Source organism: Desulfotomaculum defluvii (assembly GCF_054657375.1).
In genome coordinates, this window is sequence record NZ_BAAHYV010000007.1 from 276,835 (window position 1) to 303,731 (window position 26,897).

At 38.7% G+C, this 26,897-nt stretch carries 25 protein-coding genes, 1 tRNA gene and 2 riboswitches; of the genes, 14 read left to right on the forward strand and 12 right to left on the reverse strand.

Annotated features, from left to right (window positions below; genetic code table 11):
• The first annotated feature begins 257 nt into the window (after positions 1-257).
• The 3 genes from ACYQ03_RS08425 to ACYQ03_RS08435 all read left to right on the forward strand — a co-directional run bounded on the left by ACYQ03_RS08425 (position 258) and on the right by ACYQ03_RS08435 (position 2,863).
• The gene (locus ACYQ03_RS08425) at positions 258-1,184 is read left to right on the forward strand and encodes a DMT family transporter (RefSeq protein ID WP_459909187.1); all 927 of its coding nucleotides are present in this window, start codon (positions 258-260) and stop codon (positions 1,182-1,184) included.
• Positions 1,185-1,234: 50 nt separating this feature from the next.
• Complete coding sequence (locus tag ACYQ03_RS08430; RefSeq protein WP_459909188.1) at positions 1,235-1,834, forward strand: DedA family protein; 600 nt, start codon at positions 1,235-1,237, stop codon at positions 1,832-1,834.
• 105 nt (positions 1,835-1,939) lie between these two features.
• Positions 1,940-2,863: an SGNH/GDSL hydrolase family protein gene (locus tag ACYQ03_RS08435; protein ID WP_459909190.1), complete on the forward strand. Its 924-nt coding sequence runs from the start codon at positions 1,940-1,942 to the stop codon at positions 2,861-2,863.
• Between the two features lie 41 nt (positions 2,864-2,904).
• On the opposite strand, the gene ACYQ03_RS08440 is transcribed toward ACYQ03_RS08435, so the two are convergent.
• Positions 2,905-3,138, reverse strand: a complete 234-nt coding sequence (locus ACYQ03_RS08440) for an SWIM zinc finger family protein (protein WP_459909191.1) — start codon at positions 3,136-3,138, stop codon at positions 2,905-2,907.
• 313 nt (positions 3,139-3,451) lie between these two features.
• Between ACYQ03_RS08440 and sigI the strand changes: the two genes are divergently transcribed.
• Both sigI and ACYQ03_RS08450 read left to right on the forward strand, forming a co-directional pair.
• Positions 3,452-4,198 (forward strand): RNA polymerase sigma-I factor, encoded by a 747-nt coding sequence (sigI, locus tag ACYQ03_RS08445; protein WP_459909192.1) that lies wholly within the window; start codon positions 3,452-3,454, stop codon positions 4,196-4,198.
• Positions 4,191-5,351 (forward strand): anti-sigma-I factor RsgI family protein, encoded by a 1,161-nt coding sequence (locus ACYQ03_RS08450; RefSeq protein ID WP_459909194.1) that lies wholly within the window; start codon positions 4,191-4,193, stop codon positions 5,349-5,351. The genes sigI and ACYQ03_RS08450 overlap by 8 nt, the downstream gene beginning before the upstream one ends.
• Before the next feature lie 125 nt (positions 5,352-5,476).
• On the opposite strand, the gene corA is transcribed toward ACYQ03_RS08450, so the two are convergent.
• The gene (corA, locus tag ACYQ03_RS08455) at positions 5,477-6,445 is read right to left on the reverse strand and encodes a magnesium/cobalt transporter CorA (RefSeq protein ID WP_459909196.1); all 969 of its coding nucleotides are present in this window, start codon (positions 6,443-6,445) and stop codon (positions 5,477-5,479) included.
• A 180-nt stretch (positions 6,446-6,625) separates the two neighbouring features.
• Positions 6,626-6,797: riboswitch (M-box (ykoK) riboswitch) on the reverse strand.
• Positions 6,798-6,960: 163 nt separating this feature from the next.
• On the reverse strand, positions 6,961-7,665 hold the full coding sequence (locus ACYQ03_RS08460; RefSeq protein ID WP_459909198.1) for a hypothetical protein: 705 nt from the start codon (positions 7,663-7,665) through the stop codon (positions 6,961-6,963).
• Positions 7,666-7,974: 309 nt separating this feature from the next.
• On the opposite strand from ACYQ03_RS08460, the gene ACYQ03_RS08465 reads away from it, so the two are divergent.
• On the forward strand, positions 7,975-9,705 hold the full coding sequence (locus tag ACYQ03_RS08465) for a [Fe-Fe] hydrogenase large subunit C-terminal domain-containing protein (protein WP_459909199.1): 1,731 nt from the start codon (positions 7,975-7,977) through the stop codon (positions 9,703-9,705).
• A gap of 298 nt (positions 9,706-10,003) precedes the next feature.
• A complete protein-coding gene (locus ACYQ03_RS08470) occupies positions 10,004-11,254 on the forward strand; it encodes a two-component system sensor histidine kinase NtrB (protein ID WP_459909200.1) in 1,251 nt (416 codons plus the stop codon).
• Positions 11,255-11,348: 94 nt separating this feature from the next.
• On the opposite strand, the gene ACYQ03_RS08475 is transcribed toward ACYQ03_RS08470, so the two are convergent.
• Positions 11,349-12,170 carry an ABC transporter substrate-binding protein gene (locus ACYQ03_RS08475; protein ID WP_459910780.1) on the reverse strand — a complete coding sequence of 274 codons (822 nt, stop codon included), beginning with the start codon at positions 12,168-12,170 and terminating at the stop codon, positions 11,349-11,351.
• A gap of 183 nt (positions 12,171-12,353) precedes the next feature.
• A riboswitch (molybdenum cofactor riboswitch) is annotated at positions 12,354-12,473 on the reverse strand.
• A gap of 239 nt (positions 12,474-12,712) precedes the next feature.
• Here ACYQ03_RS08475 and ACYQ03_RS08480 point away from each other — a divergent pair.
• Positions 12,713-13,267 carry a YqaA family protein gene (locus ACYQ03_RS08480; RefSeq protein WP_459909201.1) on the forward strand — a complete coding sequence of 185 codons (555 nt, stop codon included), beginning with the start codon at positions 12,713-12,715 and terminating at the stop codon, positions 13,265-13,267.
• A 455-nt stretch (positions 13,268-13,722) separates the two neighbouring features.
• Here the strand turns inward: ACYQ03_RS08480 and ACYQ03_RS08485 are convergent, their stop codons facing one another.
• Positions 13,723-14,193: an HAD family hydrolase gene (locus ACYQ03_RS08485; protein WP_459909202.1), complete on the reverse strand. Its 471-nt coding sequence runs from the start codon at positions 14,191-14,193 to the stop codon at positions 13,723-13,725.
• 204 nt (positions 14,194-14,397) lie between these two features.
• Between ACYQ03_RS08485 and cshA the strand changes: the two genes are divergently transcribed.
• The 3 genes from cshA (at position 14,398) to ACYQ03_RS08500 (ending at position 18,075) form a co-directional block, all read left to right on the forward strand.
• Complete coding sequence (cshA, locus tag ACYQ03_RS08490; protein WP_459909204.1) at positions 14,398-15,846, forward strand: degradosome RNA helicase CshA; 1,449 nt, start codon at positions 14,398-14,400, stop codon at positions 15,844-15,846.
• Positions 15,847-15,965: 119 nt separating this feature from the next.
• A complete protein-coding gene (locus ACYQ03_RS08495) occupies positions 15,966-17,663 on the forward strand; it encodes a ribonuclease J (RefSeq protein WP_459909206.1) in 1,698 nt (565 codons plus the stop codon).
• Between the two features lie 253 nt (positions 17,664-17,916).
• Positions 17,917-18,075 (forward strand): hypothetical protein, encoded by a 159-nt coding sequence (locus ACYQ03_RS08500; RefSeq protein WP_459909207.1) that lies wholly within the window; start codon positions 17,917-17,919, stop codon positions 18,073-18,075.
• 96 nt (positions 18,076-18,171) lie between these two features.
• On the opposite strand, the gene ACYQ03_RS08505 is transcribed toward ACYQ03_RS08500, so the two are convergent.
• Both ACYQ03_RS08505 and ACYQ03_RS08510 read right to left on the reverse strand, forming a co-directional pair.
• A complete protein-coding gene (locus ACYQ03_RS08505; RefSeq protein ID WP_459909208.1) occupies positions 18,172-18,318 on the reverse strand; it encodes a hypothetical protein in 147 nt (48 codons plus the stop codon).
• Positions 18,319-18,407: 89 nt separating this feature from the next.
• A tRNA-Leu gene (locus tag ACYQ03_RS08510) sits at positions 18,408-18,494 on the reverse strand.
• A gap of 348 nt (positions 18,495-18,842) precedes the next feature.
• Here ACYQ03_RS08510 and ACYQ03_RS08515 point away from each other — a divergent pair.
• From ACYQ03_RS08515 to ACYQ03_RS08525, 3 genes are all read left to right on the forward strand, one after another.
• Entirely contained in the window at positions 18,843-19,442 is a 600-nt protein-coding gene (locus ACYQ03_RS08515) for a sigma-70 family RNA polymerase sigma factor (RefSeq protein WP_459909209.1), read from the forward strand.
• A 14-nt stretch (positions 19,443-19,456) separates the two neighbouring features.
• Entirely contained in the window at positions 19,457-20,545 is a 1,089-nt protein-coding gene (locus ACYQ03_RS08520) for an anti-sigma factor family protein (protein ID WP_459909211.1), read from the forward strand.
• Positions 20,546-20,870: 325 nt separating this feature from the next.
• Positions 20,871-21,095: a NifU family protein gene (locus ACYQ03_RS08525; protein ID WP_459909213.1), complete on the forward strand. Its 225-nt coding sequence runs from the start codon at positions 20,871-20,873 to the stop codon at positions 21,093-21,095.
• Positions 21,096-21,112: 17 nt separating this feature from the next.
• On the opposite strand, the gene ACYQ03_RS08530 is transcribed toward ACYQ03_RS08525, so the two are convergent.
• From ACYQ03_RS08530 to ACYQ03_RS08550, 5 genes are all read right to left on the reverse strand, one after another.
• Positions 21,113-22,012: a selenium metabolism-associated LysR family transcriptional regulator gene (locus tag ACYQ03_RS08530; RefSeq protein ID WP_459909214.1), complete on the reverse strand. Its 900-nt coding sequence runs from the start codon at positions 22,010-22,012 to the stop codon at positions 21,113-21,115.
• Between the two features lie 93 nt (positions 22,013-22,105).
• Positions 22,106-22,843, reverse strand: coding sequence for an N-acetylmuramoyl-L-alanine amidase family protein (locus tag ACYQ03_RS08535; RefSeq protein ID WP_459909215.1), 738 nt, complete (start codon positions 22,841-22,843; stop codon positions 22,106-22,108).
• A gap of 36 nt (positions 22,844-22,879) precedes the next feature.
• Positions 22,880-23,698 (reverse strand): carbon-nitrogen hydrolase family protein, encoded by an 819-nt coding sequence (locus tag ACYQ03_RS08540; protein WP_459909216.1) that lies wholly within the window; start codon positions 23,696-23,698, stop codon positions 22,880-22,882.
• A gap of 72 nt (positions 23,699-23,770) precedes the next feature.
• On the reverse strand, positions 23,771-25,168 hold the full coding sequence (locus ACYQ03_RS08545; protein WP_459909218.1) for a sensor domain-containing diguanylate cyclase: 1,398 nt from the start codon (positions 25,166-25,168) through the stop codon (positions 23,771-23,773).
• A gap of 87 nt (positions 25,169-25,255) precedes the next feature.
• Entirely contained in the window at positions 25,256-26,452 is a 1,197-nt protein-coding gene (locus ACYQ03_RS08550; protein WP_459909220.1) for a CapA family protein, read from the reverse strand.
• Between the last annotated feature and the right edge of the window lie 445 nt (positions 26,453-26,897).

The window sequence follows — 26,897 nt, forward strand, 5'->3', positions numbered from 1 at the left end:
ATGTTTTGCATATGAAGCATATCACCGTGGAGGTGGTATGCTTCATTTTAAATTTACCTAGCCTCAGCATCAGCCTTAGACTTCAGCTTTTCTACATGTTTTCCTCAGGGGTCTTTAGTTGGAGGTTTTTATTATTCATATATCTGTCACCTTTTCGTCATAAGTTCTGGATTTTTACTGGCATTCAAAGTAAACATTAAGGTTCCTAGCAATAGGTCTAAGGATGGCAGCTTAATCTAACTAATTGGAGAATTTAAATGCAACGATATATACATATTTTACTTATCAGTGTTTCGTTTTTTTGGGGAACTTCCTTTGCTGCTGCAAAGATCGGTATGACTGAGCTATACCCATTAAATCTCGTCTTATTGCGTTTTATCATTGCCTCATTTATTTTCGCAGTCATCCTCTTGCGACGTCCGGATCGAAAAATAGAAACTAAAGATTTACCAGCTTTCCTCATTTTAGGTTTTATGGGGATAACATCTTATTTTTATATTCAATTTACAGGGTTACAATATACAACCACCATTAATTCCGCTTTAATAATTGCCACCAGCCCTATCATAGTTGGTATTTTTAGTGTAATACTCCATGTTGAAAAGATAAATAAAACAATGATCTGGGGAATAGCACTGGCCTTTAGTGGAGTATCATTGGTAATTTCCGGGGGGGATTTGGCAGGACTTCTCCAAGCTAAAACTATTAAAGGAGATTTAATGCTATTATCAAATGCCATTGTTTGGGCCGGATTTACCCTTTATGGAAAAAAGATTTTAATCAAATACAGTCCTATCGTAGCTATGGCCTATATTCATATTTTTGGTACACTTCTTCTGTTGCCTTTGGCAGTGCTGCCTGGGGTATTTGCCCCTGAAACCTTGGCCAAACAGATTATGGAATTATCCTGGTCATCTGTAATAGCTGCCCTATATCTAGCGATATTTTGTTCTGTGTACGCCTATTATATATGGTATTCGGGTGTTGAGATAATTGGTGCAGTGCGTACGTCTGTATATACTTACTTAAATCCGTTATTTGCTTCGTTAACCGGTGTGCTAATACTGCATGAAAAGATATCCCTCATGACAATCTTTGGTGGTTGTATGGTTATGGCAGGGGTATATCTTACCAATCAATTTAAGATAACTAAAGTAAAGTCTAAGTTTACCACCATAGATTAGACAAATATTAAAGGGGGGGAACAGCCATAATAAACTGAGGAGGGAAGGAAGTGACAGATCAAATCTTAGACCTTTTAAGCAGCCTAGGTTTAACTGGTTTATTTGCAGGAGTTTATCTAGAAGCTCTAGGACTTCCTTTTCCAGGTAGTGTGTTAGTTGCTTTGACTGGTTTTTTATGCCGTCAAGGAGAATTCAATATTTTTGTGGCTTGGCTTGTGTCCCTAACAGCTTACATATTAGGCTCAGTTACTGCTTTTATGCTGGGACATTTTGTAGGGGAACCCTTCCTCAACAAATGGGGAAGGTACCTGCAACTTACACCAGAAAGGTTTGCTAAAGCCCAGGAGCTCTTAAACAAATCTGCTCCTGGTTTTATTATCGGAGGACGTTTTATACCAACAGTTGGCAACTTAACCCCTTACATTGCAGGAATTAGTGGTATTCCATTAATTAAATTTCTATTCTATGATGTCATTCATGCAGTTATATGGTTAACGGCCTTTTTGGTTGGAGGAGCAATCTTGGGTCATAACTGGTCTAGGATTATAGATATCCCGGGGGTTAAATATTTCTGGGTGCTAGGAGTAGTTCTAGTGGGAGCTTATTTACTGAAACATTATCTACCAAATATGCAGCGTAATAGAATTTAAATAATTTAATTTTATCAGTAGGACGGGTTTTGGCTCGGAATGAAGTTCGTAAAAGTGTTTGTAATAGTCTAGTTATTAGTAAATTGGGGAGGCGGAGCAAGGGCAATGATTAGTGTAGTTCAGGGAGATTTGCAACTACTTAGCCAATATTATCCTAAACCTGATCAGGTTCTGCAGGCTGCTAAAAAAGATAACATTAAACAGGAAATTAGGGCTGTTCTATCTAAAGCCCTAAAATCAGCCGTAGAACAAGGTTTAAAAACCCTAATGCTGCCGGTAGTAAATACCAGGGGGCCAGAAATTTTAGTAGAGGAAATTGCACACCTAATGGTTTCTGAGGCTAGGAAGTACATGTCGTTGCATACTGACTTAAAAGAACTGACCTTTGTACTGCCAGATATGGAAGGGGTACAAGCGTTTCGGGAGATTATTAATCGAAAAAAAATTGTTTGTTTAGGCGATAGCATTACCTATGGCTACCCCGATGGACCGGATTTTTCCTGGGTGACTAAAGTGGTCCACAAAACAGGCTATCAAATGCTAAACCGAGGGATCAACGGAGAGACCACTGGACAGATGCTATCTCGACTTCAGATAGACGTAATTACTGAAAAACCGTCCTATTTAATCTTTGCTGGGGGACACAATGATAGCTGGCAGCAGGTTCCATTGCAAAGGGTTCGGCATAATATCCAACAAGTAGTCGAAGGTGTACTGCATCAGGGCATTTGTCCCATATTAGTATCACCATCTCCATTAAACATTGAACAATTATTACAATCTTATGAAGGTACCCGTCGGGATGCCGAGGACTATCATGAAAATTTAAGCCAGATTCGTCAGTGGATTTACCAATATGCCAGGGAAAAGGAAATCTTTACTTTGGATTTTTACACGCCACTATTACTTACCAGCAAGGATCAAGGGGATCCCCGATATCTGTTAGATGGTGGCCATCCTACCCACGAGGGTTACAGTATCCTTGGCGAGGCAGCTATCCAACAACTGGCAGGTAGGTTGCATCTATAACGAAGATCCCGGAGTATTTTCTCCGGGATTTAAAATTCATATTATTCCAAACCTAGTACTTGACGTAGGGCTAAAATGTGACGACATTTAAAAGAATTGTCTTGATGAGAGCGCCAACGAAAGGTACAGCAGTCACAGCTATTCACAGTGGTGGTCAATTCCCATCTGCAGTCAGCCTCTATCACAGAGCCACTATCTGGGCCTGTTACATAAACCACTAAATTTCCAATGGCATAGGGCTCAAAAAGTTTAACCTTAACCTGACCGTTATTCAAGTTAAATCCACCTTTCCATGTATGTTCTATAATATATTTATGCAAAGTAATTTGTAAATCCTTTTATTTCTTATAAAATAAAATAACATAAATTGGAATCTATGGATACATTTATTTTTATTGCTTAATTCCTACAACCAAGTGTAAAATAGTTAATGAACAACTTCTGCAAATTTAGAGTAGGCAGAGGTTTTTTTATTTATTACCCAACTTCTTCTTGTACCCACTTAAAAAGATTACCCGGATCGTAATCTATAATATCAAACAAAAGGATAATTGAGGGGAGTAGTTGGGTCAGGAGGAGTGACCAATTTTGACGTTAGAACATTATACGGCACTGTACCTGAACCAGGCTAGACATGGCGATAATAAGGCCAGGGAAGATTTATTAGCATTTGCAAAACCTTTTATTCAAAACGTCTGTGTAAAATATTGTAGTCGTTCCCTTGAATGGGGTAGGGATGACGAATTAAGCGTTGGTTTTATGGCTTTTAACGAAGCCATTGATCGGTTTGAAGAAGAGAAAAAAATTCCTTTTCTAGGTTTTGCAAGGTTAGTTATAAAGAGTCGACTATATGATTATTTTCGCAAGGAGTCTCGTCATAGACATCAGCCTTTAGAGTATCAAGTGACTGAAAATGTATCAGTACACAATGAAACTGCCCAGGCTTGGGAAATATATATGCGCGAGGCAGAAATGCAAGAACGTCAAGAGGAAGTTCTAGAATTTCAAAGGGAACTATCTAAATACGGTATCAGTGTCAATGAACTAGTTGATGCTTCACCAAAACATAGGGATTCCAGAGAGAGTCTAATTTCAGTGGCTAATATCCTTGTGGAAAAAGATTTACTTATAGAGCATTTACTTCGTACTGGACGTTTGCCTGTTAAAGAACTAGCTTTGGTTTCAGGTCTGCATCGAAAAACTATCGAGAAAGCACGGCGCTACATAATTGCAATGGCACTTTTGTTACACCACAGAGACCGATTTATCTACCTGTATTCATATTTAAAATTAACTGGTTGGTCAGAAGAAAGGAGGGAAGCAACAAATGAGTAAGGTTAAGGGGATTTTAGTTCATAAGAAGGGACCCATTGGTACACTTATGACATCAGACGGACAGTTTATGAGGGTGCTGCTTACTGGTAAGGGTAATATACTGGGTCAAGAAACCCCTGGTCTAAAATTTCCCTCCCTAATTCAGGGCATGGCTGTGGCCTCTCTTTTGATCGTAATGCTTATTGGTATTTGGAGTAAGCTTTTTATTAGCCCTGCTGCTGCTTATGTAGCATTGGATATAAACCCCAGTGTAGAATTGGCTGTAAATGAATCTGGAAATGTTATTAAAGCTAAGGGCCTGAATGAAGATGGGAAGGAATTGTTGGAAAAAGTTAGTATAAAAGATAGGGAAATTTACCAGGCAGTAGAAGTATTGGTGGAAGAGGCAGTTAAATGCAATTATCTAAATACAAATAATAATGTCGTCCTGGCCACTGTCATTCCTTTCAGCAAAAACCATACTGTAGTAGACCAGGTTAAACTAGAAACAACGGTTCAAGTATCAGTGGCAGAATTGCCCGCTCCGATTAAAGTGGTTATAGAGAAAGCTACCGAACAACAACATCGATTAGCTGAAGAGAAGGGTCTTTCGGTAGGTCGCTTTTTAATATACCAGGGCAGTACCCAGAAGGGCAATGGAATTAGTGTGGAAGAATTAAAGACCAAGGGCTTGGGAGAACTGGAAAAGGAAAAAGGGATTGAAATTCAACAATATCTACCTCATCCAAGAACCAAGGCAAAAGTTGAATTTGAAGTTAAGGAAAGCCCAGAACCACAGGTATTCCAAGATAAAGAAAATCCTACTCTGGAAGAAAAACCCAACAAAAGCCTACCACCAGGACAATTAAAGAAAGATAAATCCCCAGCAAATTGGAGAGTGATACCAAGCCATCCTGCCAATAAGGGAATCAATTCACAGGATGATGATGGAGATAATGACGATGATGAAAAAGATGTAGATCAAATAAAGGAAGATGATGGTGATAAGCGACGGGACGACCGTCGCCAAAGCCATATAGATAGTAATATAGACCAAGAAAAAATGCAAAAGCCCCAATTAAACAAGCAACAATCCCAGGGGCAGCAGACAGAAGCTAAGGATAAAGATAAGGACAAAGGTCAAACTAAAGGGAACTCGAAAACTAAAGAATGAAAAGTCGACTAATATAATTGACTTAGCCATCAGCCCAAGGAAGACTTGGTAACAGGTCGTGTGCTAGGAGCTATGGCCCTCATAAATAACACCTCCGCCATACAATTGGCAGAGGTGTTTTACATTTACATCCATTTCTTTTGGCGGAAGAGAACAATCATCCATAGGGATACTAGAATAAGTCCTAAAGTGATGCTTACGGTAGACCATAAAGAATTCTGATCTGGCAAAGGAACGTTCATACCAAAGAAACCGGTTACAAAGGTTAAAGGCATGAAAATTGTTGATATCACTGTTAAGACTCTCATTGTTTCGTTAGTTCGTGCACTAATGATGGATGAATAGGTGGCCAAGGCACCATCGGTTAAATCCTTATAACCATCAATGGTATCGGAAATCCGTTCCAAATGGTCCTTTAGGTCGAGGTAGTAGGGCTGATTATCTTCGCTAACAGTAAAGGAACTGCTGCTAATACTATAAAAAATGCGTCGCTGGGGTGTAATAGCCCTACGCATTGTTAATATAGTTCTTTTTAAAGCAAGGAACTCATCGGTGGTTTCTCTGCTAGGCTTTTCGTAAATTTCATCTTCCAAGTCCTCAATACGATCACCAATCCGATCCAGAACAGGGAAGTATTCATCCACCAGTCCATCGATAATTGAGTAAAGGAAGAAATCTCTTCCCTTATTAGACAGTTGACAGTCAAAATGACAGATCTTTGCCATACGTCCTAGGCTTGGCAAGGTGTTTTTATGAACCGTTACAACATAATTTTCACCTAAAAAGATGTTTAGCTGAACTAACATAATCTCTTCGTCTCGTTCTTCGTTATAGCGAATGGCATGCATCATTAGGAAATAATAATCGTCATATTTATCAAGCTTTGCCCTTGGGCTGTAATGCATGCAGTCTTCAATGGTCAGTTCGTGGAAATCAAAGGCATTTGCAACGTATTTAATTTCTTCTTCCGAGAAGTTGTATAGATCCACCCATAAAAAGTTCTTCTTGTTGGCCAAAAACGGGTGCAGGTTATCCAAACTAATATCATGACGCATTTTATCGGTGCCATGATCATACATGTAGGTCTTGATCATAGATTCACCCCCAATAGAAGATGTATCTTACCCCAAAAATACTAATATGGTAAGAACGAAAAAATACTTTAGAGTTATTATCTTGGGATATGGGTCATCCATCCTTACCACCTCCTATTGGAAATAAAAAAACCTTCAGTACAAAACAGAAGGTAAATAGAACCCCCTTAAGGGTGCCATAGCCTTCCCCACTCGTACAAGTTTTAGCACGTACATAGCTAGGGCAATAAATTGTCCCAGCCACATTAGGTAAAACCTTAAGCCGGTAGTACCTGTTAACCCGTTAGAGTCTCTCGACATTTCCGGGTAGTGGCATCTGTCTATGTAGAAGCCTCACCTAACGAAGAAAATATTTGCTTAATTAACTATAGGACATAGTAGTTATTGTGTCAACTACTTAGGGAAAATTATAGCCGTTTTGACTTGTTTTTAGGAATAAATATTTATTATATCGGTTTAGCTACGATTTTCTTTTCCTAACGTATTCTAGTCATAAATATCTTTTGTTTTAGCTATTAGAGGTTCATCTTTTTATGTTGTTCTAAAATATTCTCGATTGTGATAGAACTTATCTTAAGCCATTCACCAACAATGCCTACTAGGGAATCGGCCATAGGGGGTATAAACTCCGGGGAGGTCGCCACAGTAGTAATTTCCACTGTTTTGTCAAATATAGGTAAATCTTCTGCCTTTAGCAAATGATAAAGTATGGTTTTGGGGTGATTTCCAGGTAATATACAGATTAATTCTACGTTCAGAATATTGTCCATAAAATAGTAATTTTTTAACTGTTTCTCAGTAAACATATCTTTTAAAAGGTTCTCTTTTGATAAATCCACAGCATTATCTGGAAAGACCCAATAAATTTCGGAAACTAAACTTTCTCGAATGGAGTGCCACAAAAAATTTTGACAGCCAAGCATTTTCAATTTTGATAAATCAGGATGATTATGGCCGTATAAATCACTATGGGCATCAATATGAATTACTGTATTGTTAGTTTTGCCATTTAACCACCACCTTAGGTGGCTTTGCATGTGATTTGTGAATAGATACCGTTTTTCACCTAAACTAATAGCCTTGTCATTTATAATAGATATTAGTTGATTAGGATCATCAAGTTTATAATTTCTTCCCAAGTTAGGGCGCTGATTTGATACAGCTTCTTTTAAAATCGGGTAAACAAAGTAATCAATATCAATATCTAAATAAAGTGCCAATGTGCAACCTCCTAAATGATATACAATTAATTATATCATTTTCTAATCATATAATGGCTTCTGTCAAAAAGTTATACATCTGTTCCCAAAAGGAACATTAAAGGGGAACACAAAAGCAAAATACAAAATAGAAATACCAAGTTTGATTGTAATATGTATAGTAAATCTATCTCATGGGGTTAGCTTGGTCTAGTGGCATTATAATTGCATAAAATATAAAAATGTATTTAAATTGAATTCATCTAGTTTGTTTTTCTTGAGAGGTAATTAACATAATGTTAAAATACTGTATACATTATTATTCCGGGGGTGATCATTATCGTTTTAATAAAGACTGATCACGAAAATTGCCGAAAATGTTATGCCTGTGTTAGAGCGTGCCCTGTAAAGACAATTTCAATCAACAGGGGTCTCCCGGAAATTATTGAGGATGGATGTCTTGGGTGTGGTCAGTGTGTTTTAGCTTGTTCCATTGGTGCCAAACAGGTACAGGATGACACACCTCTTATTCAAAAATGGATAGCAGAGGAGCAGCCTGTGGCTGCCATTGTTGCCCCTTCCTATGCAGCATCCTTTGATGTATCGGCGGGTAAACTGGTAGCCTCCCTTAAAACAGTCGGTTTCTCAAGTGTTCAGGAAGTGGCCTATGGAGCAGGAATATGTGCAAAGGAACAAACTAAACTCTTAAAGGAGACTGAAAAAACACTTATTTCAACCCCTTGTCCAGCTGTTGTTCAATTGGTTGAGAAGCATTTTCCCAATTTGATTGAAAATCTATCTCCCATCGATTCACCGATGTTGATTCAGGCCAAAATTGTTAAAGCTGTTTATCCAAATTACAAGGTTGTATTTATTGGTCCCTGCCTATCTAAAAAATACGAGTCTATTGATGTTAATACAGGAAGTTATGTAGATGCGGTAATTACCTTTAAACAACTTAACCAGTGGTATACACAGGAAGAAATTGACTGGCAGCAACTTACTGAAGAACCCTGGGAAAACCCAAAACCTGATATTGCAAGGACTTTTCCCATCAGCGGTGGCCTTTTGAAAACATCGGGCATTGAAGAGGATGTTTCCAGTATGGAAATTGTAGTGATAGAAGGAGCTCTTCGTTGCATAGAGGTATTAAAGTCCATCGACAAAGGAGAGTTTACACCTAAATTCGTTGATATGCTTGTATGTGAAGGGTGTGTAATGGGACCTGGAATGGTCAGTGAAAAACCTTATGTGGTAAGAGCCCATCAAATTTCCAAAACCGTTAACCAAAACAACAACTATTCCTTCAATAAAAAAATTATTGAGGTACAAGAGAAACTGAATTTCAAAAGGACTTTCCAAGCAAGACCAGTAATTAAACAGACTTTTACCGATGAGCAAGTTTGGCAAACTCTTAAAGAAACTGGAAAAGTAAGTTCTAGGGATCTTATTAATTGTAGTGCTTGTGGTTACGATACTTGCTGGGAAAAAGCTGTTGCCTGTTTACAGGGTATGGCTGAAAAGGAAATGTGTCTGCCCTTTCTTCTGCGGCAGGTTCCAGCCTTGACCTCTAGTCTGATGGAAATGAGTAATCAGCTGATGTTATCTATGGAGTCTATTAACTTTTCTACCTTGACCCTTAAAGGAACAACCTCCAAGATGAATGTTCGAAATCAATACTTGGAAGCTTTAATTAAGGAAACCAATAACACTGCTAAGGATACAATGGAATTAGCCAAAAAGGTTTTAAATATTGCATCTCAGTATCAATGTCCCACCTGTCAGGATTATGGAGATGCTAATGCTAATGATATTAGTAGCGATTTAGAGATAATAAAGAAGATTGCGGCAGAAACAAAGATACAATCCGAGCAAGCCACTATCGCCCTTGCGGATATTGCCAACGTCTTAACCAGTATACGGGAAGATAGTGCAATGATACTGGAGCAGGAAAAAGCCATAAAGATTGTAACAAGCTCCTTGGAACAAATTGTCTCTACCTATGATCAACTTCTTAGTATTGGTTCAGCCATGGCCAACATTGGTAGAAACTATGAATAAACAAAAACAGCTCTTGTTGAGGGCTGTTTTTGTTTATGGGTAAGTATGGGTTCAATTGATGTAAAAGCTTAGAATTTGATTAGATGAAGCATTCGACAATAATTACCTTTTTTCTTCGAAGGAAAATTTCAGTATAACGTATAAGTTTAATTCTTAGCTATTTTGAGGAAAGATATGTAGGGCAATTTTGGAGCTGAGGATACCAATGATGAAAAAAAGATTATTACTAAGCATATTATTTTGTTCCTTGATTATTAGCATATTCTTTTCTCCGTATCCATGTCATGGGGAACCCAGTATGTCGGATAATAAGATTAAGGTAGTAAATGATGAAATGGAAAGGCACCTAGGCATAAATGATCTGGAGGGATTCTATAAAATTAATAAGGGATTAGTTTGGACAGTTTTATTAAGTAGCATCTTCGGTATTATCTTTACTGTTTTTCTTCTATACAAAAATAAGCAACTAATAATGGCACAGGAATCTCTTAGGTTGTTAGAAGAAAGATTTTGTAAAGTATTTCATGCCAATCCCAATATACAAGCTATTGTTAGACTAAATGATTATTTATTAATTGATGTAAACAATAGTGTAGAACAAGTTTTTGGTATCTCTCGTAAGGAGATCATTGGACGCTCTTTTACTGATTTTAATATGTGGATCGATATGGAACAACGGAATGAATTTTTTACAGAATTATCCAAAGAGAGCGAATATTATGATAGGGAAGCCAGATTACGTACCAGCTCAGGAAAAGAGATAATCCTCCAGGGTTCTGGTGTGGTAGTAAATGTGTCCAGAGAACAATGTATGTTGTTATCTTATAGAGATATTACAGAAGCAAAACAGATGGAAAAGGAAATCAAGAAACTTGAGCGTTTCAATCTGATTGGCCAGGTGGCAGCAGGAATTGGACATGAAATTCGCAATCCTTTAACTACAGTAAGAGGTTTTCTACAGCTGTTTCAAACGAAAAAAGAAAGTTGTGAGAACTTCAAAGATCAATTTGCACTTATGATTGAAGAGTTGGATCGGGCAAACTCCATCATAACAGAATTTCTCACATTGGCTAGAAATAAACCTGAAAAAGTTGAGAAGCATAACCTTAATTCTATCATCACCAAGGTCTTGCCATTAATGCAAGCCCAGGCCATTAAGGAAGAAAAACAAGTATACGCAGTTCTTGATACGGTACCAGACTTACCACTGGATGAGAATGAAATTATACAGGTTCTACTTAATATAACCAGAAATGGTTTGGAAGCCATGCAAAGCGGTGGAAGTATTACAATCCGTACATACTTTCGCCAGCCTCACGTTATCCTAATGTTTCGTGATGAAGGGGAAGGTATAAAGCCGGAAATCATGGAAAAACTGGGAACACCCTTTTATACCACAAAGGATAGTGGCACTGGTTTGGGACTGGCAATTTGTTATAGTATAGCCGAGAGGCACAATGCTTCAGTAGATGTAAAAACAGGTCCCCAAGGTACAGTTTTTATCATCAAGTTTCCCTATGATGAAGTGTTTAGTGCAGAGGTATGCTAAATCCCTAATTTAGCTTACTCAGTAGTGATAGGTATGAAGGTATCTTGATAATAAATAATACCCCCTACATGCAACATGCAGTAGGGGGTATTGTTTATTCAGCATCTGCAAAGAATAAGGGTTCACCATATTGGTCTTGACCAAATTTAGCAATTATTTCTTGGGTCTCTTTAGCCACCATAAAGTCTACAAAGGCTTTTCCGCCCTCAGCATTTACCTTATCAAACTTCTCTGGGTTTACATTCATAACGTGGTAGATATTTAATAAGGACTTGTCTCCCTGTAAGAGAATGGCTAATTTCACATTGTCCTTTTGAGCAAGATAGGTTGCCCTGTCTGTTAGAGTGTAACCTTGCTTTTCAGAGGCAATATTTAGAGTTGCCCCCATACCGGTACCGGATTCTTGATACCATGTCTGACCTTTGGGTTCTATTTTTGCTTCTTGCCAAAGACTCAGTTCCTTTTTGTGAGTACCGGAATCATCGCCCCTGGATACAAAGATAGCATTCTTCTCTGAGATCATTTTAATTGCTTCAACGGTTGTTTTTGCATTTTTAATACCCGCCGGATCACTTTCAGGTCCGACAATGATAAAGTCGTTGTGCATAACCAGGCTATAGTTGATGGCCACTCCGTTATCTACTAGTGGTTGTTCGGATTTGGCAGCGTGGGTCAGTAGTACATCTGCTTCACCCTTTTCGCCCATTTGCAGGGCAGCACCAGTGCCCACGGCAATAATTTTTAGATTATAGCCAGTTTTCTTTTCAAATTCGGGCTTCAGTATATCCAGCAGGCCACTGTCTTGGGTACTGGTGGTAGTGGCTAATATAACATCTTTTACTGCTGGTTGAGGGGTGTTCTGCTTGGCCTCTTCTTGGGGTGCTTGTTGTTGGGCACAGCCGGCAAACACTAGCATTATTATTGTTAATAGTAGAGGGAGTAATTTTGTTGATCGTTTTGTCAATGGTAAAACCTCCAATAATGTAATTTAAAAAAATTCAGTTGTTATATAGAAGTATTATTGTTTGATGTTTCACCTCCCATTAAACATAAAAAAACCGCGTACTGGTATGGAAGAACAGTACACGGTTTAACCGCCCTGAATAATTTAAATCCTCCTTTCCACACCGGGAGGCCTGCCCGTTTCCAGACAAACCCTAACGGCTTATGAACCATGAAAAATATTCTTAGGTTCATAAGCTCGGAGCACTATTTAGTTTCTATGCCTAACAATTATATTATTTACTTATTCTACGGAAAGAAAAAAAATCCTCTTAAGGATTAATAATTTATGGAATCTATTGGCGTGGGGCGGGGATAGTACACTATTGACAGTGGATGGCTCCATCGGTAAGATAATGAATAGGCCCTTTAAAACAACTTTGTACTGGACAAGGTTGCTTTAAGGGTCTAATTGTTAGTGAGAGAACTCAAAATAGAATCTGTGGTTGGTGAATAATGGACGATATATTGGATTTTTTTGATAATTACGGTAGTGTTGGGCTAGGTTTTTTGTCATTTATAGAGTCTTCATTTTTTCCAATACCGCCCGATGTTATGTTGATCCCAATGGCTCTGGCCAACCCGGAGCAAGCACTGTGGTTAGCCACCATCGTTTCTGTGGCTTCGGTTTTTGGGGGAATGTTTGGCTATTTGATTGGCTCATATGCTGGCAGACCTTTGTTGGAAAGATGGGTTTCACAGGAGCAAATTCAGAAAATCCAAAGGTTATTTCGGCGTTATGGTGGTTGGGCTGTTGCCATAGCAGGCTTTTCACCCTTTCCCTATAAAATCTTTACCATCTCGGCTGGTGTATTCCGTATCAACAAAGTGACTTTTATCTTTGCTTCAGCCGTAAGTAGAGCGGCAAGATTCTTTATTGAGGCACTGGTGATTATTGCCATTGGGGAAAAAGCTATAAGTTTGTTGGAAAACTATTTTGGATTAATCACTATCGGTATTTGCGTTGTGATTGCAGTTGTGGTCTGGTTATACAAAAGATATAGTAAATAAAATAACCCAGAGTTTTTCTTGTCTCAGGTCTGAATGTTTTCTTTTTACCAACAGGCATAAGAAAACAATAAAAATCCTGAAAAAAATGCAGGATTTTTGATGTTAGAGCTTTATTTCTATGGATTTAATGGAGGGGAGAAGTCGGAATTGAACCGGACTCCAATCTGGACCGCAGACTGGCTCATGGGTTTGCAGCCCACAGGGGGGACCACCCCCGTTCTCCCCAACATTATTTTACTACAAATTAAGTAATAAAAAGTATGAAAAAATATTATAATACAGTGCTGAATATTTTTGTATTACAAAACAATGATGAAAATAAACGAGCCATGGGTCCTATACCCTAAGGCACCTAAAGCTAAAGGCTGACGGTAAAGATTATTTTCATAATATAGTTTTCATCCAAAAATATAACAATTCTTTATAAAATAACAGGCGGATCAGGCCGCCTGTTATTATCCCCTAAGGGTTGCTTTTAATCTTTTGGTATTGCTTAGCAGTCCCAAACCTTCATTGATATCCTTTATTACGATATCGGCTACGTTTAGGGTTTTTACAGAAGCCCCCTCATGACCAATAACTGCAATACCAATGGCTGCTTTTTTGAGCATTAAACCATCATTAACCCCGTTGCCAATGGCAACAACATGCTCTGCACCCAGAGAGGTCACAAAGGCTTCTTTTTCTTCAGCCCCTAGCTCGTTTTTTAATATAATTATTTCACCCTCCAGATCCTTACACTGAGCTACAGCTTCACCAAAGGTATCTGCAGTAATAATGTATACCTTTATCTGTTTGGCTAGGTTATTAAGATTCTCCAATACCCCGTCCAACAGAATACCATCAAAGGCTATGGTCCCGTTATAGTCCAAAACCAAAAATTTAATTTGAATGTTTCCCAGTCCGGGTATGTTTACAGAAATCATATGAAGCCTCCCTAAAAATAGTATTATAGATATCCTTTGAGTCAAGAATAATTATGTGTAACTAAAATCATTCTCAATTTCTTCTATAGTTCCTGCCAGAAAACTTCCTATTATTTTGGTCGGATTAAGAATACTAATGAATATTGCTAATGTTATTTGATCATTTTATATATTAATAGTTTTTAAAACTAAGGAGTGTTATTTTTGAAAAGTTTTTATGAATTCGGCCTAAGCAAATCTGTTGGTGAATCATTAAAGATTATGGGGTTTGAAGAAGCAACTCCAATTCAGGAAAAATCAATTCCCGTTGCTCTACAAGGAAAGGATCTAATTGGACAGGCTCACACTGGTACCGGAAAGACCGCAGCCTTTGGCATACCGATGGTGGAAAGGACGGCACAACACTCTGAAAAGATTCAGGGAATTGTAATTACTCCCACCCGCGAATTGGCCGTTCAAGTGGCAGAAGAGTTAAATAGAATCGGCCAAGTTAAAGGGGTACGTACACTCCCTATCTATGGGGGACAGGATATTAACCGCCAAATTAGGGCGCTTAAGAAGAAACCCCATATAATTGTAGGAACTCCAGGCCGTCTTATGGATCATTTGAACAGAAAAACCATCCGTTTGCAAGAGATCCAAATTGTAGTTTTAGATGAAGCTGATGAAATGTTAAATATGGGTTTTATTGAAGATATTGAAGAAATACTACGTCATATTCCGGAGGAACGTCAAAGTCTGCTTTTTTCTGCTACTATTTCAAAACCTATTCAAAATTTGGCCCAGCGTTTCTTAAAGAACCCTGAATTTATTACGGTGAAAGCCAAAGAAGTTACCGTTCCCAGTATTGACCAAAGTTATTTGGAGGTGCAGGAAAGGCAGAAATTTGAAGTGCTCTGTACCCTTTTAGATGTACAATCTCCGGAGTTAGCCATTGTCTTTGGTCGAACAAAACGCCGGGTTGATGAACTTTACGAAGCCTTAAATAAACGAGGTTATGCCGCCGAGGGTATTCATGGTGATCTTACTCAGTCAAAACGAGAGAGTGTATTACGTCAATTTAAGGATGGCGTAATCGATATCTTAGTGGCAACAGATGTGGCAGCAAGAGGGTTGGATATCAGTGGGGTAACCCATGTCTATAATTTTGATCTTCCCCAGGATCCGGAGAGTTATGTTCATCGCATCGGGCGAACAGGGCGTGCGGGTAAAAAAGGTGAAGCAATAAGTTTTGTGACTCCTAGGGAGATTAATCTTCTAAGACTTATCGAGAACATAACTAAACACAAAATCAGTCGTCGACCGATACCTTCCATTAAGCAAGCCATTGAAGGACAAAAAAGGGTGGCGGTAGAAAAATTACTGCAAATTGTTGATGAAGGGGGGGTTGAATCTTATCGCATATTAGCAGAGGATTTGTTAACGGACCAAGATTCAGTAACCCTTGTGGCTGCTGCTTTAAAAATGATTACAAAGGAACCAGACCGTACGCCTGTGGAATTAACAGAAGAACGACCATTGAGAACGAAAAAAGTACAGCCATTTAAACCTCGTATGAAAAACTTTCCTAAAGATAACTGGGTAAAAACAGATACTAGAAAAAAATGGGATAATAAGGGCAATAGGCGAAGTAAGAAAAGGGCTACTGTCTAAGTTAATATAGTCACCTCCTTATCCATAATAAATTGCCATTAGTGAAATTGGTGAAGTATAATTGAGAAAAGTTAGACTGAGCGGCAATTAAATAATAGGAATGAATTTAGGGAGGAGTAATGTTGGCTAAAGATTCTGAGGTACAAGTCATTCCCCTTGGGGGACTTGGTGAAATTGGTAAGAACATGACAGCAGTTAAATATGGTGACCATATTCTGCTTATTGATTGTGGTTTGGCCTTTCCTGAAGAGGAAATGATGGGCATCGATTTCGTACTGCCAGACTACACCTATTTGGTTGATAACCAGGAAAAAGTTCAGGCAGTGCTGCTAACCCATGGTCATGAAGATCATATTGGAGGGCTACCATATTTCCTGAAGCAAATCAAAGTCCCAGTGTATGGTTCTCGACTTGCCCTGGGTTTGGTAGAACGCAAATTAAAGGAACATCATATGGAAAGGGATATAGACCTAAGACCCGTAAAACCCCGGGATATGGTGGAAATTGGACCCTTTCAGGTAGAATTTATTCGGGTTACTCATAGTATTCCAGATGCGATGGCTATTGCTATACACACGTCTTTGGGAACTGTAGTGCATACCGGAGATTTTAAGATAGACCATACCCCGGTTGATGGGGATATAATTGATTTGCATAGATTTGCCACCCTAGGGGAGCAAGGTGTGCTGTTGCTAATGTCTGATAGTACCAATGTAGAGCGAGAAGGTTATACCTTATCAGAGCATTTGGTGGGTAGGTCCTTCGATGAGTATTTCCTGGCAGCAGAAGAGAGAATTATTATCGCTACTTTTGCTTCAAATATTCATAGGCTACAGCAGGCTATTTTAACAGCCCATAAATACGGTCGTCAGGTAGCTGTTGCCGGTCGTAGTATGGTTAATGTGTTGGCGGTGGCCGATGAATTGGGTTACTTAAACATTCCTGAGGGGATGTTGATTGAATTAGATGAAGTGGACAGACTTCCTAATAATCAGGTGGTTATTCTTACCACTGGAAGCCAGGGTGAACCCATGTCTGCTTTAACTAGGATGGCCTTTGGTGAACACCGCCAGGTTGAAGTACTCCCTGGGGATACTGTAATTATTTCTGCAACTCCCATACCAGGTAACGAGAAACTGGTTTCCCGGATCATTGACCAACTTTTTAAGCTAAAGGCTAAGGTTATTTACGAAGGTAGTTCAGATATTCATGTATCTGGACACCCTAGCCAAGAGGAATTAAAATTAATGCTAAACCTTCTACGCCCCAAATACTTCATTCCCGTTCACGGGGAATATAGGATGCTAAAGAAACATGCGGAATTGGCGCAACAGCTAGGTATCCCCGAGGAGAATATTTTCGTAGGAGAAATTGGCCAAGTCTTTTCCTTTACCAGCCAAAATGGTAGAATAACGGGACGCGTCCCTGCAGGTAGGGTTTTGGTGGATGGTCTTGGGGTCGGTGACGTAGGGAATATAGTGTTGCGGGATCGTCGGGATATGGCCAAGGAGGGTATATTAATTGTTGTGCTGACCATGGATAAGCAGACTCATCAGGTATTGACTGGACCAGATATAGTATCTCGGGGCTTTGTTTATGTTAGGGAGGCAGAGGTATTAATGGAAGAAGCCCGCTTGAAAGTGGTTAGTGCCCTGGAAAAGTGTACTAGCAAGGGGAACTGTGGTTGGTCGTATATTAAGCAAGAGATAAAATCTCATTTAGGTAAGTTTTTATTCGAAAAAACCCGGCGTCGACCGATGATCTTGCCTATTATCATGGAAGTGGATAAAAGCATTGCTAGTACGAAAATGGACTAGCAAGATGTGGTCTACTAATCCACGAAAAACCGCCCTAAAGGTGGTTTTTTCTTTTGGCTTAATAACAATGAGGATGACTATTTATAAATCTCTATATATTATATGGGTGGAATTTTTGGGGCTTTAGCGAGATTTATCTGGGTACAGCAATTAAATAATTACAAAATAATTAAAATTTTCTGAAAATAATTATATTCGTCACTACACCTTAACATCATTTGGTATAATCTAGAAAAAGTTTAGGAGGGATTTTATGAAGACCAAGGATATAAATCCTGACCTAATTGATTCGCTTTACATTATTATTGGTTTCTCACGGTTAATCCGAAAAAAAACAAATTCAGATTTTGCCAAGGACTTAACGAAAGAAATAGAAAAACATGCATATAAAGTTCTTTATTCAATGGATTAAGAAGGCTCTATAAATTAATGCTACTGTGCAACGGGGGTAACCCTGCTGCACAGTCTTTAGTTAATGCTAGCAATACATACCATAAATCTTCTAATCTTAAGTTGCCCCTGCATTATCATCTAGAGGCTCAATTCTAATTTGATTATCACGGCGAAAACTAGGTTCAGCCTCACGTTTTTCTTCCTCTTTTACCTTAGACTTCTCCTTGATAGTAATAGCCTCCCTTCTTTTAAGGTTAAGCATATTATTTCAAGATTTTCTGTTTGCATGCAGATTAATTTATTTATCAATAAGTAAAGGGTATCAGCTTAACCAAGCTGATACCCTTTATATGGTGCCGAAGGCGGGAGTCGAACCCGCACGATGTTGCCATCGCTGGATTTTGAGTCCAGTGCGTCTGCCAGTTCCGCCACTTCGGCATAAAATTGACTGCTTTTTAATTATACGAGACCAAAACCAAAAATTCAAGTGCAAAAAAAAATATTTTCTGCTATTATGGCAACAAGAAATGAAAAATATTTGTTACAAAAAGAACTGATCTCCAGTCTAAATTATAAGTGAGTTATTTGCTTTTTATAAGCCAAGAATTTAATTAGAGAGTAAGTGCCAATGTTGGTTTATTTTAGCTAAAGGATTAAACTGTTTAACGTAGAAAGATAACTGCAGATAAAGTTTTTATCATTTAGTTAGCTAACTGGAAACTTTGTGTATGCTTATAAATAATTTGGAAGAGATTAATAAACCTTTCAAAAAGAGGAGGGGGACCCTTGCCCCTGGAAGATCAATTACTTGTGGAACGCAGCAAAAAAGGTGATAGAGAAGCATTTGAACACCTCGTTCGTTTATATGAAAATAAAGTTTACACCATTGCCTACAGATTGATGGGTAATCATGCAGATGCCTCAGATTTGGCTCAGGATGCTTTTATTAAAATCTATCAGGCATTGCCAAATTTCAGGGGTGATTCTAGTTTTAGCACCTGGATCTATCATATCACCGTAAATGTCTGTCGTGACGAGCTACGTAAAAGGCAACGCAGACCAACAGTATCATTGGATGATAATTCGAATGAAAACAACAATAATACATATGAGATTCGTAGTAATGATCCTGGTCCTGAAGAAATGCTAGATCGTAGCGAAACACAAGCAATGATTCAAAGTTGCTTAAATACCTTATCTGATGACTACCGTGAAATATTGGTTATGCGTGAGATTCAAGAGTTAGCCTACGAAGAAATAGCTGAGATCCTCGGATGTTCCCTAGGAACAGTAAAATCACGGCTAAGCCGTGCAAGGCAGGCATTAAAAGAAAAGATCAGTAAGAAAATGGAACTTATATCCCAACCTAAACGTCTAGCTAAGTAAAGGAGGGATGTTCCGTGCAATGTAAGGATGCCTTAAATATGCTATCTCCTTACTTGGATAAGGTACTTAATTCCGACGAATGTACTGAAGTTCGGGTTCATTTGGCTTCCTGTCCTAAATGTAAAGCAGAGTACGAAGAACTCAAGATAGCTATGCTATTACTGCAGGAACTTCCTGAAATGACCCCACCAGTTGATTTCCACGCAAAATTAATGGCAAAAATCGATGATATAGAGATCGCTAAAAAACAAATACAACAAAAGGGCTGGCTATCTAACGTTAGAAGTATTGCCAAGAGTAATTGGTATCGTTCTGCTGCAGTGGCTGCTGTAATGGTTATGACCTTGGGTATTAGTTCTCTATGGCAAAAAGAGGGTAATACTATATTACCTGTAGTAATCAATGACAAAGAAATAATAATAACAGAGCAAGAACCTCAAATAACCAAAACAAACAAGACACAGCAGACCGATAAACCTGTATCGGAAAAGGATCAAAAACCTGATACAGGTGTTTCTTCCCCTATTATTGAGAATTCTGAGGAAAAAGGGAAAGACACTGCCGTCAGTAATAAACCCGTGACTTCTGTGCCTGTTAAGCCGGTCACTCAAAATCCGGTGATTAAACAAGTGGAGAGTTTTGTTCCTAGGCCCAGTGAGGGGTTAGTTGCAAGCAGTGCTACTTTGAAATTGGATGTTGATCAAGTTGAAGAATCCTTAAAAGTAATCAGTCAGATTGTGCAAAGTAATGGAGCATTGATATATTCTACTTACGCTGGAAGCAATGAAGGTGGTACTTTAGAAATTAAAGTGGCAAGGAATTCCTATGGTACCATATGCAGTTCTTTACAAAAGGTCGGTGCAGTTGTAACTTTTCTACCTTTGGAAAAAGATTTGAGTACTCAACACAAAGAAGCCACTGAATGCTTAATAATACTGAAGCAAAAACAAGCTGAATTGGAGCAGCAGTTAACTGAGAATCCCAATGACATGTTATCACAACAGTTGGAGCAGATTAATAATGACTTAATAGAACAGATTAATGTGATCAAACAAATAGAAGAACGAAGTACCTATAGTTTAATAACACTAATTATAATGTAAGCTATGCTAAACCAAACCGGAAAAAATTTTTTCCGGTTTTTGTGTATTAAAACTTGGATTTTCTGACTGGTAGGATCAACTTAGCTAAAAAATTAATTTTGTAAAGCAAACAATGGAAATATAATCAAATATTTCTTGTAAAATGACATTAAAATAGTTTACAATAATTTTGTGATGAAATGACCTGATCCTGGAGGGCGGCTAGGTAAAAAGAAGGACAAGTTATGTAGTGTTGGTCATTTGCAAATGGTTTTTAATTAATCATAAAGATCAGCCAATATGGAGATATTTAAAACATGTCAGCAAACAAGGGGGTGAAACAGATATGCGTGAAAAGGTTAAAGAGGCCCTTGAAAAAGTACGTCCTTTTTTGCAAAGAGATGGCGGGGATGTTGAGCTAGTAGATGTAAATGAAGCTACTGGTGTTGTAAGTGTTAAGCTAAAAGGTGCCTGTGGTGGTTGACCCGGAGCAACCTATACCCTGAAAAATGGGATTGAGCGGTCGCTCAAGCAAGTTGTTCCTGAAGTAAAAGAAGTTGTATCTGTATAGCAGTAAATCCCCTTGCACTAGGCAGGGGGATTTTGTTTTAGGGCATATTTAATAAATGCTTCCACCATAGGGCTTTTGTTTTTGCGGCGGGGATATGCTAAGTAAAGATCACGTTGCATCGGTAAGTCTTTAATTTTAAGTGAGGAAATTTTATTAAGGGCCAGTTCCTTGAGGATTGCCCAACGAGACACAATAGAAATCCCTGCTCCTGCCTCAACGGCTGTTACAATGGCACCAGTGCTGCCCAGCTCTAGTGCAATATTTAATTTATCAGGAGAAAGACCGCCTTCGGCCAAGAATGATTCTACCACTGATCGGGTTCCCGATCCTATTTCCCGCCATACTAAGGGTTCTTTTGCCAGTCTTTCAATGGTTACCTCGTTCAATTCCGCCAAGGGGTGACCTATTGGTACTATGACCATCAGTTCATCGGCAAAAAATTTTATCCCCTCAAGGCGTTTGTTATTGGGTAACTTTCCCACAGCGGCTAAGTGGGCAGACTCTTCCAATAATTTACGGATGGCTTCCTTGGAATCGCCAATCTGCAGCACAGTTTGCACATCGGGGTATTCCTTCTTAAAGGTGCCAATAATGGGAGGTAAGATATAGTGACCGGGTATGGTACTGGCCCATATAATCAGACGACCCCGAATTTCCCCGGACATCTGTCGGAGTTCACGTTCTGCCTTGTTCATTAGCTCTAACATTTCCCGGGCATGTCGGTAAAATACCTCACCAGCTGGTGTGAGATTGACCCCTCTTCCTTTTCGCTCCACCAAAACAGTATCAAAATAAGACTCCAGCACACTGAGCTGTTTACTAATGGCGGGTTGAGTAATGTGGATTTCCTGGGCTGCCAATGATAAATTCTTTTTTTCTGCAACTACAATAAAGGTTTGTAAAGTTGATAGGTTCATTTATAATCACCAAAAGTATTATACCATTTATTTTCATACCTTTAACATTATAATTAATAATTATATTTGCTATCAATTATATTTATGCCTTTTTTATTTAACTATTTTTAATACTCTATTCATGACAGTTGCGAATTCACCCCAGGTTATTGGTTTGTCAGCTGGGTGATTATTAGCAAGAACACCTGCATCAATTAATTGTTGTATTTCTCCTTGGGGGTCCCAAATAGTAGGAGATTGGGTAGGTTTAGGAATTGGTGGGGGAGTTGGGGTGGGTATTATCTGGGTTAAGTTAAGGCCTTTTACCAGTCCATGGGCTATATTTTCACATAGATCAGTGATAAATTCTGTGTTTTTTAATAGAGCTGCATCCTTTTCTGAATCAATGAATAGGTTTTCAATTAAGGCTGCCGGCATATTTGTTTCTCTTATGACAGCAAAATTAGCACTTTTTTTACCTCTGTCAATAACATTATAATTGCGCAAAAAACTCATTAATGTATTGTGTAACACTGAGCGGAGGCTAATGGTAGTGTAACTTACACCACCATTATAAATGAAACTTTCGAAACCAGTTCCACCGCCAGCATTAACATGGATTGATAAAAAGTAATCGGCTTTAAGGTTATTCGCAAAGTCGGCTCTTTGATTCAGTGAGAGAAAGGTGTCATTTTCTCGGGTTAATCTTACTGTGATATCATAGATACTCAACCTTTGAGCAATTTTTTTCCCCATCTGCAGAGTAAGATCCTTTTCAAGTAGTCCATTACCGACAGCACCAGGATCTTGCCCGCCATGCCCCGGGTCCAAAACAATAATTTTTCTGGGCATTTTCTTCACCTCACTTCAATTTTTGTCAATGCATTTTTAAAAATAAACCTGTTCCCTGCGGTGTTTTAATAAGGGCAGTTGTTGACGGATTTGGGTCAGGAAATTTAGGTCTATGTCAGCGGTTAGGATTGTAGGTTTTTCATCAGCCTGAACCAAAACATCCCCCCAAGGGGTGGTAACCAAGGAGTGACCAAAGGCCACATAATCAGCTTTTTCATCTCTTGCTGGTGATATAGCAGCTACGTAAATTTGATTATCCAAAGCCCTGGCCCGCATGGTTAATTCCCAATGAGCTGGACCTGTGGTCATGTTGAATGCCCCAGGTAACAACAATAACTGAGCGCCCTTCAGGGCCACTGAACGCACCAGTTCTGGAAAACGTATGTCATAACAGATCGCAACACCGACACGACAAAAGGGCGTATCAAAAACTGTTATGCTGTTGCCGGGGGAAAGAGTATCTGATTCTTTAAAGGTGATCCCACCAGGTATATCTATATCAAAGAGGTGTATTTTTCTGTGTCGGGCTAGTATTTGGCCCTCCGGCCCAAAAATAAAACAGGTGTTATATAGACTGCCCTGATCTTTTTCAGGGATGGAGCCACCTACTAGATAAATTTTGTGTTCTTTTGCTAAAGAGGATAGGGCTTGTAACGTTGCGCCATGTGGAAATTGTTCTGCATAACTTGGAAAGAATTCGTTGCCATAGGGACAGTTAAACATTTCAGGAAGAGCTACTATTTGGCAGCCCTTTGAAGCAGCTTCCTGTACAGCTTGTTGTGCCAATAATAAATTTTTTTCTTTAAGGGTATCGACTTTAATTTGGCAAAGACCTAATCGGAAGGTTGAGGGCATTTTTTCATAACCTCACATTACTATAAAATTTATACTAAGAGCCAGCAGGTATTGGCTGGCCCTTAAATATTACTATACAATCTGGTTTTTTCCCTTCTCTTTTGCGGTGTAGAGTGACTCATCAGCATAGGTTAATAAATCCTTCTCTTTACGTCCATCCTTAGGCCACTCAGCTATGCCCATTGAAATGGTAAAGGGAGGGTCGGCAACTTTGGACAAGTGTGCTCGAATTTTTTCTCCCACAACCTTAGCCCCTTCCCTTGGAGTATGAGGGAGAAGCAGCATAAACTCGTCACCACCGAAACGGGCCACCGTGTCTGTTGGGCGAATAACACTCTTAGCTGCCTGGACAAAGGTTTTTAAACATTTGTCTCCTATAGCATGGCCGTAAGTGTCATTTATTTTTTTGAAAGAATCAAAGTCAAGGGCAATAACGGAATGAATGCTTCCTTCATCTTTTGTTAACTGATTAAAAAGATTAGCAAATTCCATCCGATTAATGGCACCTGTAAGGTAATCATGGGTAGCAGCCCTTGCCAACCGCTCATTGGCTGCCTGCAGATCGCGGGTTCTTTCTTGAACGTTCTCCTCTAAGGAGTTGTTGGCATTTTCTAAGGCCGCTCGGGCAGCTTCTAATTGTATATAGGGTTTTTTTACGTTATTTAAGAAGATGGCTACGTAAATTAGTACATAGGAGGCAAAACGAAAGATATGGCCTAAAAGGTTTGAAGTGTCATATACATTTTCGTATGAGATAAAACATAACTCACTAAAGAGTGAAATGATCAATGTGCTGATTATAAGCTGTAAATATACATCCATATGTTTTCGGTATAAAAATGAATAGCCTATTATCGATGCAGCAAATATGGTGATGATGAGGTATTCACAAAATATCTTAGCCTGTGTAAGACCGATACCTGGTTCGTACATTACAGGATAAATTGGGGAGTTCATTGACACGGTGATAAGTACTAAAAAAACTAGAGCAAGGGTTATTGCCAAAAAATAAAACCGACAACGGGTTTTAATGAAACAAAATTCTTTTCTGTATAAAAAAACACTAACTAAAAAAATAATGGACATTAGCAATCTACCGATAACATGATACAATGTTGCATGGTTGGCGCAGGCTTCGGCAAAGATATGAGGCATTCCTTCGTAGGAATAAAAATGAAACAAATCTATGAGACCCACAGCTAAAAGTCCCAGCCCTATAAAATAACTGTAAATGGAACAGTTGTTTAAGTAAGAATACCAAGTTACTGTAAAGGTGCAAAGGGCAACAAAGACACAGAAGAATTCAATGTTAGTATGAAGTGGTAAGAATACTTGAGAGGTGTAAATTTGATTAAAGCCCAGTACAGTAACGCAGAAATATAAGGAAAAACAGACCAAAGCAATCAAAATAATCTTTAATTTTAAATTAGCCATGCGTAGATTATCTAATGTGTGGTTGGATAAAGACATTGGATCACCCCTCTTAATTAAAGTTTTTCCATATTATGTAATTATGAGAGGGATGTTACAGTCTACTTTTGTGTAAGGCTAATATTACTATATTTTACTTGCTTCATTAATGTTCCTCGGGGAAATAGCCGGGCACGCATCTGTAATCAGGGTGGTGGTATCTTGCCAGACCTGTTGCATGGTTTTATAATCCAATTCGGTTAGTAGAGGATCCTTTTTTGTTTCAAAATCTTTAATGGCTTTTTGTACCGGCAGTACCCGGTATTTTTTTTGGCCATTTGATTGATAGGTGTCTACCCATACAGGCACATAATCAACCTTCTTAAGGGTTACTTTTTCCGATTCCTTTACCAGCTCCATATTAGCAATTAGACCACAATTTGAGTAACGCCAGCTCTGATTGGAAATGAAATTTCCTAAAGAATAAGCAACAAATTTTCTTTCATCCTGACTAGCATTGGAGTGATAATTAAGATCCATTGGTTGAATAACATGGACATGGTCACCTAAAATAATATCTACCCCTTGCACGAAAAGTTCTTCCGCAACTTTTCTTTGGTATTCATTAGGTTGTCGTTGGTATTCAGTGCCAAAGTGGAGGTAGGCTATGATAATATCTGCTCCGGAAGACCTAAGTTGCCCAATATCCTTGAGAATTTTATCAGATTGGAGTAAGTTAACTGCGTACTCTCGTCCCTCGGGCAGGGGAATACCGTTTGTATTTTCTGTATAATTCATAATGCCTATATTAATTCCTTTAATCTTTGTGATAAAGACCCTTTGGGCATCTTCAGCATTGCGGTAGGTCCCTAGAACCTGGAGACCTGCTGACTCTAAGTGATCCAGTGTTTTGGTAATTCCCACCCAGCCACGATCCAAACTATGATTGTTAGCTGTTGCAACTACATCAATGCCCAACTCTTTCATATTCAGTGCCAATTCCTCTGGGCAGTTAAACACTGGATAACCAGAGTAACCCATTTCTTTTCCTGCTAATCGTGTTTCTAAGTTGGCGATAGTAAGATCAGCGGAACTTAAAAGTGTCTTTACTTCGGTAAAAATCGGCTTAAAATCGTAGGAACCGTCATCTAGCTGGGCAGATTTAATCACAGGCATATGCATGAGGAAATCGCCCACTGCTGTAATTGTAATGCTTTGAGGTACAGGTGAAGGAATCTTTGGCGATGTATTGGGGGAAGTTGATGGAGTGTTGTTAGGTCCACAACCCAGTAGGATTATCAATAAAGCTAAAGATAATCCAAAAAACTTTATCCAATAGGTCACAAGAATCACATCCTATTATTTTTTAGCAGCTTTTTAATATTTTCATCAATAGGCATTTTATTCCTTCTCATGTTTTACTGTATTTTCTGTTTTTTTGTTACAAGATGATACTTACGGGTCGTTCGGAGAGTGAACTGTTCGGAATAGGAATAATGTTCTATAATGCAACGAGTTAGATGTATCGTTTTAGATCACTGCTTTAAACGGCCTTATTATCAAACAATTCAAGCCTGTGGCAATATATCAAATTTTCAGACATATGAAAAAGTAGAACTGAGTCGAAAACAAGTGTTGTCAGGCCTTTCTGACTATACAACATAGGGTGAAAAGTCCCAATTTACTCTATTGCATGAAAATTTGTTCAATACTGAATGGTTTGGCATGCGAATTGCTATATAAGTAGTCAGCTAAAGAAAAAAGGGGAAAATACCCCTAACATAAACAC

Coding starts and splice junctions, on each gene's coding strand:
- ACYQ03_RS08425 (WP_459909187.1), top strand. CDS start 258: ATGCAACGATATATACATATTTTACTTATCAGTGTTTCGTTTTTTTGG.
- ACYQ03_RS08435 (WP_459909190.1), top strand. CDS start 1,940: ATGATTAGTGTAGTTCAGGGAGATTTGCAACTACTTAGCCAATATTAT.
- ACYQ03_RS08450 (WP_459909194.1), top strand. CDS start 4,191: ATGAGTAAGGTTAAGGGGATTTTAGTTCATAAGAAGGGACCCATTGGT.
- corA (WP_459909196.1), bottom strand. CDS start 6,445: ATGATCAAGACCTACATGTATGATCATGGCACCGATAAAATGCGTCAT.
- ACYQ03_RS08470 (WP_459909200.1), top strand. CDS start 10,004: ATGTCGGATAATAAGATTAAGGTAGTAAATGATGAAATGGAAAGGCAC.
- ACYQ03_RS08475 (WP_459910780.1), bottom strand. CDS start 12,170: ATGCTAGTGTTTGCCGGCTGTGCCCAACAACAAGCACCCCAAGAAGAG.
- ACYQ03_RS08480 (WP_459909201.1), top strand. CDS start 12,713: ATGGACGATATATTGGATTTTTTTGATAATTACGGTAGTGTTGGGCTA.
- ACYQ03_RS08485 (WP_459909202.1), bottom strand. CDS start 14,193: ATGATTTCTGTAAACATACCCGGACTGGGAAACATTCAAATTAAATTT.
- ACYQ03_RS08495 (WP_459909206.1), top strand. CDS start 15,966: ATGTTGGCTAAAGATTCTGAGGTACAAGTCATTCCCCTTGGGGGACTT.
- ACYQ03_RS08500 (WP_459909207.1), top strand. CDS start 17,917: ATGAAGACCAAGGATATAAATCCTGACCTAATTGATTCGCTTTACATT.
- ACYQ03_RS08505 (WP_459909208.1), bottom strand. CDS start 18,318: ATGCTTAACCTTAAAAGAAGGGAGGCTATTACTATCAAGGAGAAGTCT.
- ACYQ03_RS08530 (WP_459909214.1), bottom strand. CDS start 22,012: ATGAACCTATCAACTTTACAAACCTTTATTGTAGTTGCAGAAAAAAAG.
- ACYQ03_RS08535 (WP_459909215.1), bottom strand. CDS start 22,843: ATGCCCAGAAAAATTATTGTTTTGGACCCGGGGCATGGCGGGCAAGAT.
- ACYQ03_RS08540 (WP_459909216.1), bottom strand. CDS start 23,698: ATGCCCTCAACCTTCCGATTAGGTCTTTGCCAAATTAAAGTCGATACC.
- ACYQ03_RS08545 (WP_459909218.1), bottom strand. CDS start 25,168: ATGTCTTTATCCAACCACACATTAGATAATCTACGCATGGCTAATTTA.